We start from the raw sequence: 12,199 nt of genomic DNA on the forward strand, positions 1-12,199 counted from the left end.
GATTTAGAGTAGCTCAGCAAGAAATCAATCGTTTCTCGTCTAGCTTTTACCGATCTAACGGCTTTTTGTTCTTCAGAGTAAATGTTTTCCATATTCTAGCATTAATGTTACAATTAGATAACGCCGCTAAAATGGAAATATTGCTGTGTTCGACCTAATGCATATTAATTCGTTAAAACGATATTATTACGCTCAACTATCTTTCTTAGGTTGATTAGAGCATATCGCATTCTTCCTAAAGCTGTATTGATGCTCACTCCTGTATTTTCGGATATTTCTTTAAAACTCATATCCTTATAGATCCTCATCAACAACACCTCTTTCTGATCTTCAGGTAATTCATCAATCAAAAAGGTTAGATCACTGTCAATTTGATCTTTGATGATTTGTTTCTCAGCATTTAGCTTTTCATCTCTAATAACCGAGAAGATATTGAAATCATCACTACCCTCAAACTTGGGCATTCTTTTATTCTTACGGAAGTGGTCAATGATTAGGTTGTGTGCAATACGCATTACCCATGGTAAAAATTTACCTTCTTCACTATAAGAACCTCTCTTTAGCGTTTTAATTACTTTAATAAAAGTATCTTGAAAGATGTCCTCTGCAACATCCCTGTCCATTACTTTAGAATAAATAAAACTGGAAATTCTTTGGTTATGCCTGTTGATTAAAACTTCAAGAGCCTTTTCTTCACCGGCAATATAATTCTTTACTAATATCGAGTCTTCAATCTGTAGTTCCATACAAATTACTTTTTTGGTTAAAATTAGGAGCCTCCCTTCTGTTAAGAAAGACTTTAGTTATTAGCTTAATTTTAAAAAAGTAATTATTTCTGTATAGGCCTATCAGGTTTTTAATTACACATCAAATATAGAAAAACAGTGTGCCCAGTAAAAAACAATGTTGTGATTTGGGCATTTTTAGATGTCAACTGATACAATATACGTATTAAGTGGGTGTAGCGTATCTTTGAAACGCAAATTTTAACATATGACCCTTATCAAGAATGTGGATCCCAAACGTAATATTATTATTAAAGGGGCTAAACTGCACAATTTAAAGAATATAGATGTTGTAATTCCTAGAAATAAGCTGGTGGTCATTACTGGGCTTTCGGGTTCTGGCAAGTCTAGCCTTGCTTTTGACACACTATATGCAGAAGGCCAAAGGCGCTATGTGGAGAGCCTTTCTTCATATGCCAGGCAGTTCTTAGGAAAATTGGACAAACCAAAAGTAGACTATATAAAAGGTATAGCACCTGCCATAGCCATAGAGCAAAAAGTTAATTCTACAAATCCAAGATCAACCGTAGGGACTACAACAGAAATCTATGACTACTTAAAATTGCTATATGCCCGTATTGGTAAGACCATATCCCCAGTTTCGGGCAAAGAGGTTAAAAAGAATACGGTTACCGATGTTATCAATTATATAAAACCTTTAGAAGTAGGTACCAAGTTATTGCTCTTGGCACCTATAACTACTAAGGAAGAAAGAGATCCAATAAAATCTTTGGAACTTTTCTCTAAGCAAGGGTATGCACGTATTAAATATAAAGGAGAAGTTTTACGAATAGATAATGCTCCCGCATCCATTGGTAGAAATTTTGATTTGGTTGTGGACAGAGTCATTGTAAAAGATGATGAAGATTTTTACAATCGTCTGGGCAATGCGGTGGACAATGCATTCTTTGAAGGCAATGGTAAATGTGCTATTGAAAGCTTGGAAAGTGGCGAAACCAAAACTTTCAGCAATCAATTTGAATTAGACGGAATAAAATTTTTAGAACCCAATGTACACCTCTTCAGCTTTAACAACCCATATGGAGCTTGCCCCAAATGTGAAGGTTATGGTGATGTAATTGGAATTGATGAAGATCTAGTCATTCCAAATACAGCGTTATCAGTTTTTGAAAATGCAGTTTTCCCTTGGCGAGGAGAAAGTATGGGATGGTATAGAGATCAATTGGTAAACGCAGCATACAAATTCGATTTTCCAATTCATAAACCTTGGTTTGAGTTGACAGAGAAACAAAAACAGTTGGTATGGGACGGTAATGAACACTTTACAGGTATACACGCATTTTTTCAACAACTAGAAGAAAAAAGCTATAAAATTCAGAATAGAGTAATGCTTTCCCGTTACCGGGGAAAGACCAAATGTTCCGTTTGTAAAGGAAAACGATTACGAGAAGAAGCCAACTATGTAAAAGTAGGCGGATACTCTATTTCTGATTTAATTGAGCTCCCAATAAAAAAGTTAACCCCGTTCTTTGAAGAATTACAACTTTCTGAACATGATAATACCATTGCTAAAAGATTATTAAAGGAAATTACCACCCGACTGGATTTCTTAAGTAAAGTGGGGTTGAGCTATCTAACGTTAAACAGAAAATCTAATACCCTATCCGGTGGAGAAAGTCAGCGTATCAATTTAGCCACATCTCTAGGAAGTAGTCTGGTGGGGTCCATGTACATTTTAGATGAACCCAGTATTGGTTTGCACCCAAAGGATACCGAAAATCTTATTGACGTATTATTGTCTCTTCGGGATTTGGGAAATACCGTTATTGTGGTTGAGCATGACGAAGATATCATGAAAGCCGCTGATGAAGTTATAGATATAGGTCCCGAAGCAGGAACCTTGGGCGGTGAGGTAGTTGCTACAGGAAGCCTAGATCAAATTCTGACATCCAATTCTCTAACAGCGGATTACTTAAATGGTACCAAGGAAATAACAGTACCTTCAGAACGTAGAAATTCCAAACATTATATTCAAATAAAGGGAGCACGAGAGAACAACCTTAAAAACATTGACGCTACCTTTCCCTTAAATGTACTTACCGTGGTAACCGGGGTTTCCGGAAGTGGAAAAAGTACTTTGGTAAAAAAAATATTGTACCCCACCATTTTAAAAGAAGTAGGTGGTTATGGCGAAAAAGCTGGTCAGTTTACTAAAATAGAAGGGAAATACAGCCATATAAAACATGTGGAGTTTGTAGATCAAAATCCTATCGGTCGTTCTTCCAGATCTAATCCGGTTACCTATATAAAGGCCTATGATGATATCCGTAATCTTTTCTCTTCGCAAAGACTAAGTAAGTTAAGAGGTTATCAACCCAAGCACTTTTCTTTTAATGTTGATGGAGGACGTTGTGAGAAATGTAAGGGCGAAGGTGAGATTACAGTAGAAATGCAGTTTATGGCGGATGTACATTTAGAATGCGATGTCTGTGCTGGAAAACGTTTCAAAAAAGAAATCCTTGAGGTCCAGTTTGAAGGTAAAAGCATTGATGACATCTTAAACCTGACCATTGACGAAGCTATTGCGCATTTTAAGGCCCACACCCAAGATAAGATTGTAAACAAACTACAGCCATTACAAGATGTTGGTTTGGGTTATGTTACCCTAGGGCAGTCCTCCTCTACTCTTTCCGGTGGCGAAGCACAACGTATTAAATTGGCTTCTTTTCTGGTAAAGGGAAATACTAAGGAAAAAGCATTGTTCATTTTTGATGAACCTACAACGGGGCTACATTTTCATGACATTAAAAAACTGCTGAAATCTTTTGATGAGCTTATTGGTAAAGGGCATTCCGTTATTGTGATAGAACACAATATTGAATTGATAAAGTGTGCTGACTATATCATTGATCTTGGTCCAGAAGGTGGGGAGAACGGAGGACATTTGTTGGCAGAAGGCACTCCAGAAGAATTGGTTCAAAATAAAGATTCCCATACAGCAAAGTACTTGTCAGAAAAACTATAACATATATACTATTCTGATAACGGTTTTCAATACGATATGCCAGAAGAAATAAATCCTTTGTTAACGTTTATCCTTGATACTGTTGCCATTCCCAAAAAGGAGGCTCAGGAAATTGTGGCCAGTTTTCAACATAAGAAATTGAACAAAGGTGAATTTCTGGTAAGGGAAAACCAAATAAGTGATGACTACTTCTATTTAGAAAAAGGCTTGATGCGTACATTTTTATATGATTTGGAAGGCAATGAAATAACAACCGATTTTTTTGTTGAAAACAATATTGTCTTTGATGTTACTTGTTTTTTCAATCGTGTCCGTTCAGAAGTTAATGTTCAAGCAGTGACAGAATGTACTGGCTATCGAATTTCTTACGAAGAACTCAACGCCCTTTTTCATAATAAACATGCTTTTCGTGATTTTGGCCGTGCCGTCCTGGTGAAGGGTTTTATCGCTTCCAAAAAAAGAAGTTACGCCATGATCAACAAAACGGCTGAAGAACGATATCGAGGATTATTGACTGCTAATCCCAAGATTTTGAAATATGCTCAATTAAAACATATTGCCTCATATCTTGGTGTAACAGATAGCACGTTGAGCAGACTTAGAAGAAATCTACAATAGTATCATTTCTTGCCATTTGTCAAGTGATTTGTACAAAGTTCAACTGAAATTTGTGTTATAAACTTTATACAAATGGCTGAATCATCAATATATACCTCTATAGTTTTTCTGTTGACCACCATAATTACACTGTGGTTTCTTTTCAAAGCATCAAAGAACATAAAAATGATAGCGGGTATTACCATCTGGATGATAATCACGGGCATACTGGGAATTTCAGGATTTTACAGAAATGTAGAAGCTTTTCCGCCACGATTTGTTTTTTTAATTGGTCCGGCAATCTTATTTGTCCTAGCTGTTTTCCTATTGCGAGATGGACGTAGGTTTGTGGATGGTTTAGATTTAAAATGGTTAACACTGCTTCATATGGTTAGAGTTCCGGTTGAGTTTGTCCTGTTTGCTATCTTTTTAGATGGATTAATCCCCGAACTCATGACCTTTGAAGGCTACAATTATGATATTATCTCAGGAATTACGGCTCCCATAATTTATTATGTGTTTTTTGTAAAAGGGTGGATAGGCAAAAAAGGTCTGCTACTTTGGAACATCGTCTGTTTATTACTTTTATTGAACATCCTTACCATAGCCCTTCTAAGTGCTCAAACCCCTTTTCAGAAATTGGCGTTTGACCAACCCAATATAGGTGTAGCGTATTTCCCATTTGTATGGTTGCCCGCAGTAATTGTGCCTATTGTACTGTTTTCGCATTTGGCAAGTATTAGGCAGCTGTTATTACCTGTTCCCGAAAAAATGTAAAAAAAAGATTGGACTCGGTCTAAGTCAAATGGGTATTAAACCAAACTCTTCTTTCATTTAATTCACCATAATCAATCTTATAATTACGTCAGCAATTAAAAGAGCTTAAATCATTTAGAAAATAACTAACTAATAATCAAATAGTTAATTTAAATATTTTTTTTTGGCACGCTGTTTGGTATTTACTTGTCGGGATGTAAATAATTGCATTCGGAATTTAAAACCTTATAGTATGAAACATTTAGTACTCATTTTTGCAGCGGTTCTTTTAGGTACTCCAAGTATCAAAGCTACCACCATAGAAGATAAGGTTGCCATCAGCAATGCTTATAGATACGGAAACTCTTTCATTTTTGTAGAAAATGGAATTACGTTTTCTGTATATCCCGATGGAGAATTCGATTTTTACATAGACAATCAAGTAAATGTTGGTGTCAATGCCCGTGTTGGGAATGTTGGTTTAACATTTAACTCAGGATATAACTACAACCCTTTTGTTCAATATGATGATTACGGTTCTGTAGTACAAGTAGAAAACATCCCCGTTTATTATGACCATTACGGACGTGTATCACAAATAGGTAGTATTGATGTATGGTACAGAAACGGTCGTGTGCGTAGACTTGGTGGATTGAACGTTTTTTACAATGGTGGTGTATTTAGTCACCATACAGGATTCATCAACATCTATAACAGACATTATGTGTACAGACCTTTTCATAGGTATTTTGCAAGACCGGCAGTATCGTTTTGTAATGTTTATAACAGACCATATAGAAGATATTACAACCCTGTAAGATATACGTATTATAGACCATACAGAAACAACTTTAGAAGATCTTACGCATCTTATGGTAAAACATATAGAAACGATAGAAGGCATAGAAGAGACAATATCTATAGAAATGACAGAAGAGTTTCGCAACGAAACAATAGTGTAAGAAGAAATGATAATTATGGTAGAACCAACAGATCGGTAAATCGTAACGATTATAGATCGGATACAAGAAGAGTGAGTAGAAATACTTCTACAAGAAGATCTGTTGATCAAGGTAACTATAGAAAAGGAAATGCTGTAAGCCGTTCTAATAACAGTGTAAAAAGAAATACTGGCACCAATAGAACAGTGAAACAGAGTGAATATAGAAGAGGAAATGTTGCCTCAAGAAGCAATAACACTAGTAGAACGGTTACTCAAAGACTGGTGACGCGAAAGCCGAACAGTAGAACTGTAACCAAGCGAGAAGTAACCACAAGCCCAAGAAGCAAAACGGTTACCCGAAGCACAACTAATACTTATAAAAAACCGCAAGCTAGAAAAAGTACTAGTAGATTGGTTGCAAGTAGAAGTAGTGCACCCAAAAGAACCGTATCCAGAAGTACTAAGACAACAGTAAAAAGAAGTTCTGGAAACACAAGTTCAAAAAGAAGAAGTAGTAATTCAGGCACTAGGACAAGAAGTTCCAGAAGAGTGCAATAAAGATAGTTTTTAGGTTGGTTAGTTGTTTACCCCGTAGTTGGATTTATCCGCTACGGGGTTTTTCTTTTGAGCCATTTGGAAAGTATTCCAGAGACATCTTCAGAAATTTCAAAACGATATAAAATACCCAAATACATCAACACAATTAATGCGGACTTTAAGATGATATTTATAATTGGGTGAAATGAAAATTGTAAAAGATGAAATAATATACCCAATAAAATCAGCGTGGTGAAAACTTTAAAAGTAGCTCTTGTGAAAGGCAAAAAACCAAACTTTAATTTTACGAAAACCAGTTTTACCAGATTAAAAATAAAGATGGAGATAAAGCTGGCAAGAGCTGCACCTTCCAATCCCAACCTGGGTATTAAAATTAAGTTTAAAACAATAGTCACTAATGCCAGACATATACCAAAGACCAATACTGTTTTATAATATTTTGAATTGAACAAAATTGAATTATTGTTCCCTAACATAGAATCAAACACCTTTGCCAAACCAATAAGAAAAACAATGGTAAAACCATTTCTATAAGATTCTGGGAGTAATTTGTATAATTGATCTAAATTAAGAACAATCAAAACGAACAATATTCCAGAAGCGATAAACAAGGTCAAAGAAGTCTTTTTGTACAAAGTTTCCAATGCAAAGTGATTGCCAGAGTTCAGCAATTCCGCGGTCAAGGGGTAGGTAATTTGGTGCATGGCCCTAGATGGGACAATAATTACCGTAGCAATATAGACTGCTACCCCATAGTAAGCCACATTTTCAATTTTAATAAACTGATTGAGCATTACCTTATCTATTTCCAGTAAGATTAAGGCAGCAGAGCCCCCCAGAATAATCAAAAAAGTATAGACAAGAATTTCCTTGGTATTAGACGGGAAATTCAAATTAAACTTAGGAAAACGAATGCTATATGCGTATAACTTAATGATCCCAGTCCGCAATAGATAAAGACCAACCAAACATTTAAAAAATAGGTCTAAAGAGATTACATCAAAATACAATAGCAGTAGTAAAAAGGAAACTCCAATACGCCCAAAAACTTCTTTCATAAAGTTACCAAATACCGACTTCAAATGTACTTTGCACCAAGAGTAAAATACTTCAAAATAACCCATGGATAATGCCACCAAAAAAATGTACCAGACATAGTCTTTTACCATGGGGTTTACTTGTGAAATCATAACGCCCAACTGCTCTTGAAATAGAAATGTGAAAATAGCCAAGGGTAAAATGCCCAGCAGGGGTGTCAACAACATCAAAGTCAAAAAGCTATCCTTTTCGGAATCTTGATAATTGCTGTAAAATTTCACCATGGTGTTATGCACACCAAAAGCCATCAAAGGCATTAGAATGGCACCGGAGGCCAAAATAAAAGTAACAAGGCCATAGTATTGATCCGGTAAAATTTTTATGTAGAGAAACAAAGTATTTATCGCTCCAAAAGCAAACCCTAAATAGGTAATAGTTATGTTTTTTAAAGACTGCTTTAAGACGATTCCCATTGAATGAAATTTGCCAATGCTTTGGTCAGTTCTTTTCTGTGGTACATTTCAATTCCTTTAGAATTAAAATGTAACGTTCCTTTTTTATATTTACCAAACCATTCTAAAAGTACATTTTTTAAAGCAGTCTTGTCACTTTGCTTGCATACCTTACCGGAACTGGTTTCCAGCACAATGTTACCTGCTTCCCATTCATTGGGGCCAATGGCTAAAATTGGTCGCTTTGCGTTTAGATACTCAAACAACTTTCCTGGAATAATTCCTTTGGTTTCCTCTGAATCAATTTCTAGCAACAAAAGTACTTGCGATTTTTGCTGTACTTGCAATACTTTTTCATGGGAGAGATAACCTAAGTACTCCACATACGAATCCAAACCATATGTACGAATAGTTTCTAAAACCTCTTCCCCCACTACTCCCGCCAATTGAATTTTCAGATGGTTTTTAAAAGTTTCGTCTCCTTCAATCAATTCTTTCAAGGCTTGCCATAATGCAATTGGATTTCTACCGGTAAGCAAAGAACCAATATGAGAAATAGTGAAACCTGAGTCCAACGAAACCGCATCAAGAATTTCATCATACCCGTTGGTAATGACTTGTATGGGCTTATTTGTAATTTGTTCAAACTCCCTTTTAGTTGTGTCACTTGTAACCACAATTTTATCCGTAGCATTCAGCACGCTCCTCTCCAAAGCTTTGTGCTTTCTTTTCGAGGACTTTGACAATCTTAATTTCTTGTGATAGCCAATAGAAGTCCATGGATCCCTAAAATCGGTAATCCATTGTATTTGATGCTTTTCTTTTAGTCTAAGCCCAATCAAATGTAAGCTATGAGGAGGTCCTGTTGTGATTATCGTCTCAATACCTTGCTTTTCAATAACTCTCGAAAGATATTTTACGGATGGTTTTATCCAAAACTTACGGGCATCCGGGATAAACAAATTTCCTCTGATCCAAAGCAATAATTTCTCAACAGTGGATGGCTTTTTTTCCTGAATAATACCTGAACTTATGGTTTGGGTCTTTTTTTTAGATACTAAGGAGGCCCAAGTATAAGGTTCTTTTATAGGCTGCTTTAGTATTTGAACACCTTCCGGGACTTCATGTACCAAGTTTTTATCAGTAATGGGGTAACTTGGGTTTTGGGGAATATATACAATGGGTTCTATATTAAAATCCCTTAAATATTTTACAAATTTCAGCCATCTCTGTACTCCCGGTCCACCTGCGGGTGGCCAATAGTATGTTATGACCAAAACCTTTCGCATTAAGATTTACTTTTTGATTTCTTGGGTATAAGTGAAAATCCAAGCCCGCCAACAATAATAAGTCCTAACAAAATAGAACTACCCAGTGCTATTTTGCTCCCTGTTTGAATTACTTCAGGTTCAAATTTAAATTCAATCTCATGCTGACCCGCTGGTACTTTTATTCCCCGTAGCGCGTAGTTAGCCTTGTAGTGCGGCTCTAGCTTTCCGTCAATAAAGGCATTCCAGCCAGTTGGATAATGCATCTCAGAAAATATGGCAAAACCATCATTGGTATTTACAGATTGGTATTTAATATAGTTAGGGCGATAATCCAACAATTGGATTGATGCTATGGAATCCACAACATAATTGGATTTTGTAACTGTCGGATATATGGCTGTATTGATTACCGCTTCCTTTTTAGAATCAAACTCCTTCAATCCTTGGATTTCATCATTTGCAGATTTAACAAAGGCCAATCGCTCCACAAACCATGCATTCCCATTGGTATTATCATTGACCGCCGGGAAACTGTTACCTTCTTCGTCTTGTTGAATGATATATTTTACATTCAACATGTTCAATACCTCGATGTTGTTTTGATATAAATGATGTTCAAACAAATCCTGAAGCAGTCTTGGTTTTGCTGCATGGTATCCACCAATCGATTTGTGAAAATAGGAGGTCCTGGCTCCATTTAGTCCTTCTTGAGGATCAAAAACCCGGAATATGGAATTGTCCTTCTTGATTAGCTCGTCTATCTGGCTGGCTTGAAAAGGTGAGTTCACATTTCTTTGGCGAACAAAATCACTTTTGTTTACATAACGGAGGTTCACTCCTATCAAGTCAAACAAAATCAATGCTCCCAAAAGCAGAGTGATCAAGTTTTTACCAATTTTTTCCTTTATAAAGAACCATAGCGCTACAGCTGTCAGCAAAACAAAGATTAACGATCTAATGGTGTCACTTACATAAACTGCTTCCCTATCTCTTTGAATCATCGTCATTAACTCATCTCCAAAGTAGCCTCTATAAGTTTCATCCCTTAACCCATCAAAATCAAAGAATCCTTTTAGTAAAAATATGAATACACCCAAGCCTAGGGTTATAAAAAAACTAAGTTTGAGTGCTGTCAGTTTTTTTGGTTTACCTACTTTGGATTTAAATAGCTCCCGTACTCCCAAAATACCCAAAACAGGGAGACATAATTCCAAAACTACTTGGATTGATGATACCGCACGGAACTTATTATATAGCGGAAAATAGTCAATCATAAAATTGGTCAATGCCGGGATATTTTTTCCCCAGGACAATAACAGTGCCAGTATAGCCCCTGTTAACAACCACCATTTCTTTTTGCCTTTGACCATAAATAAACCCAGAACAAACAAAAAGATTATAATTGCTCCAACATATGCCGGTCCAGCCACTATCGGTTGATTTCCCCAATATAATGGCATTCCTCCTGAAAATTCCAATGCTTTTGTTGGTGTAAGCCCCTGTCCTGTTAGGTATTCATATGCTTTAGATTTTTTCCCTAAATCTTCATTTCCCGAACCTCCAAACAACCGAGGTGCAAATAAGTTTAATGACTCCGCAATACCATAACTGTATTGCGTAATATATTCTTTATCAAGTCCATTTTGAGCCGCTTTTGGACTTCCATCAGGATTTATGGTTAATTCAGATTTTCCCCGTGTACTCCAATCTGCATATTCTTTAGTGGCCATTAAGCCCGTTGCGTTTGTAGCTATGGATAGGGCTACAGCGGCAATCAAAATTCCAACAGAGATAAAGTAGTGCTTAAGTTTTTTATCTTTTATGGCATAAATTAGATACACCAGTCCCAAGACCAGAACCAGCAACATAAAATAATAGGTCATCTGGTAATGGTTGGCATTAATTTCCAGTGCCATTGCTAAAGCTGTGAGAACAAATCCCAATAAATACTTCTTTCTAAAAACCAGAACAATACCCCCTAAAACCATTGGAATATAACCCAGTGCATGTGCCTTTGCATTATGCCCCACACCAAGAATAATAATGAGATATGTGGAAAAACCGAAAGCCAAAGCGCCAAGTACCGCCAATCGGTATTCAACCTTTAGGCAGAGCATTAAAACGTAAAAACCTATCAAATACAAAAAGAGATAATCCGCCGGTCTTGGCAGAAACCGGATCAGTCTATCTAATTTTTTAATATAATCATGAGGGTAGTTGGCTCCTAACTGATACGTGGGCATACCTCCAAAAGCACTATTGGTCCAATAAGATTCCTCACCCGTTAATTCCTTATAGTCATTGCGTTCCTTGGACATACCTTTGTATTGGGCAATATCCGATTGAAAAATCGCTTTGCCCTGAAGTACCGGGTAAAAGTATATCAGTGAGGCTAGAATGAATAAAGCAATTACACAAATATTGGTGATAACGGCTTTTGGAGAAAGATTCATGGATTGATTTTGAAAAGACAAATATTAGTCAATTTCTTCAAAATCTATATATTCTCCAACTTTTTTTGAAGGATTAGGTTTTCTAAATGTTTTTTTAGAAGCTGTAGGTTTTCCTTCATTATCAGGTTTATTTCCAAAATCCTGATAGTTACCAAATTGTTGCCCAAAGCGTTCTTGGGTTTTCCTCATAGCGTAATTAAGCAGTCTGGGTGCTATCCATTTAAGAAGCATTTTAACTGCGTAGTATACTAATACAAGTATTAAAATCGTTTGTAGTAAAACCATATAACATTAGCTATTGCATCAAAATTACATTGTTAGTCTTTTAAAAGACCCGAAAGTATCTTAAAATAGTATTAA

Annotated in this window: 9 protein-coding genes; 4 read left to right on the top strand and 5 right to left on the bottom strand. The window is 36.2% G+C overall.

Translation table 11 applies throughout. From position 1 onward, the window contains the following. Positions 1-164 precede the first annotated feature (164 nt). Positions 165-746: an RNA polymerase sigma factor gene (locus LV704_RS19040; protein WP_163422100.1), complete on the bottom strand. Its 582-nt coding sequence runs from the start codon at positions 744-746 to the stop codon at positions 165-167. Between the two features lie 247 nt (positions 747-993). Between LV704_RS19040 and uvrA the strand changes: the two genes are divergently transcribed. From uvrA to LV704_RS19060, 4 genes are all read left to right on the top strand, one after another. Next, positions 994-3,771, top strand: a complete 2,778-nt coding sequence (gene uvrA / locus LV704_RS19045; protein WP_163422099.1) for an excinuclease ABC subunit UvrA — start codon at positions 994-996, stop codon at positions 3,769-3,771. Between the two features lie 36 nt (positions 3,772-3,807). After that, on the top strand, positions 3,808-4,389 hold the full coding sequence (locus LV704_RS19050) for a Crp/Fnr family transcriptional regulator (protein WP_163422098.1): 582 nt from the start codon (positions 3,808-3,810) through the stop codon (positions 4,387-4,389). A 72-nt stretch (positions 4,390-4,461) separates the two neighbouring features. Next, on the top strand, positions 4,462-5,145 hold the full coding sequence (locus LV704_RS19055) for a hypothetical protein (protein ID WP_163422097.1): 684 nt from the start codon (positions 4,462-4,464) through the stop codon (positions 5,143-5,145). A 232-nt stretch (positions 5,146-5,377) separates the two neighbouring features. Further along, the gene (locus LV704_RS19060) at positions 5,378-6,625 is read left to right on the top strand and encodes a hypothetical protein (protein WP_163422096.1); all 1,248 of its coding nucleotides are present in this window, start codon (positions 5,378-5,380) and stop codon (positions 6,623-6,625) included. Between the two features lie 50 nt (positions 6,626-6,675). On the opposite strand, the gene LV704_RS19065 is transcribed toward LV704_RS19060, so the two are convergent. From LV704_RS19065 to LV704_RS20090, 4 genes are read right to left on the bottom strand one after another with little or no spacing between them, the layout of a single operon-like run. Next, positions 6,676-8,136, bottom strand: a complete 1,461-nt coding sequence (locus LV704_RS19065) for a polysaccharide biosynthesis C-terminal domain-containing protein (protein WP_163422095.1) — start codon at positions 8,134-8,136, stop codon at positions 6,676-6,678. Continuing rightward, a complete protein-coding gene (locus LV704_RS19070; RefSeq protein WP_163422094.1) occupies positions 8,121-9,404 on the bottom strand; it encodes a glycosyltransferase family 4 protein in 1,284 nt (427 codons plus the stop codon). Before LV704_RS19070 ends, LV704_RS19065 begins: the two co-directional genes overlap by 16 nt. Beyond that, entirely contained in the window at positions 9,404-11,839 is a 2,436-nt protein-coding gene (locus LV704_RS19075) for a YfhO family protein (protein WP_163422093.1), read from the bottom strand. Before LV704_RS19075 ends, LV704_RS19070 begins: the two co-directional genes overlap by 1 nt. A gap of 24 nt (positions 11,840-11,863) precedes the next feature. Further along, on the bottom strand, positions 11,864-12,124 hold the full coding sequence (locus LV704_RS20090) for a DUF4834 family protein (protein WP_163422092.1): 261 nt from the start codon (positions 12,122-12,124) through the stop codon (positions 11,864-11,866). Positions 12,125-12,199 lie beyond the last annotated feature (75 nt).

Source organism: Flagellimonas sp. CMM7, assembly GCF_021390195.1.
Lineage (GTDB): Bacteria > Bacteroidota > Bacteroidia > Flavobacteriales > Flavobacteriaceae > Flagellimonas.